Origin of the sequence: Pseudomonas sp. PS02290 (assembly GCF_029960075.1) — a bacterium.
GTDB lineage: Bacteria > Pseudomonadota > Gammaproteobacteria > Pseudomonadales > Pseudomonadaceae > Aquipseudomonas.
The window spans coordinates 1-512 of the sequence record NZ_JASCOY010000222.1 but is presented as its reverse complement, the minus strand read 5'-3'; the positions used below and the strand labels follow the sequence as shown (position 1 = coordinate 512).

Sequence of the window (512 nt, the reverse complement as noted above, 5' to 3'; positions counted from 1 at the left end):
GACGTGCCGTCCCCGACAAAAGCGGGGATGAGCACATGACCGTCGCTCTCGCCCAGCGCTTCGAGGTCCAGCACCATGGTGGTTTGATTGGCCTCCTGCACGCGAGGTGCCGCCAGCGCGTTGGGATCCACGTTGACCGCCACATAGGTCGGCGGCGAGGGCAGAGAGTAATTGTCGACGGTGTCACGAATCTCGTAATACACCATCAGCTTGTCACTACTACCGCCCGCTTCGAGCACGGCCTTGGGAATCAGCACCGTCTGCGGTTCCCCGACCCCGGCCAGGGTTTTGAGGCTGGTGAGTAAATGACCAAACAGGCCGTCCAGGCTCAGAGTGCCCAGCGGATGACTGAACAGCTTGCGCAGCGCACCGCGTTTCAGGGCACGCCCGAGAACCTTCTCGATCGACGGGAATGTGACGGGCGCGGCAACGACGGGAATGCCGTTCCAGTACACGGTCCATACGTCTCCCAGTTCGATGTGCTCCCAAGGCAGGACCGTGACGGTCACCTG

The 512-nt window shown here is 62.1% G+C and carries 1 pseudogene; it reads right to left on the bottom strand.

The annotated features are described in order from the left end of the window. Window positions 1-512: pseudogene (locus QMX88_RS29320) on the bottom strand (hypothetical protein); the annotation flags it as partial.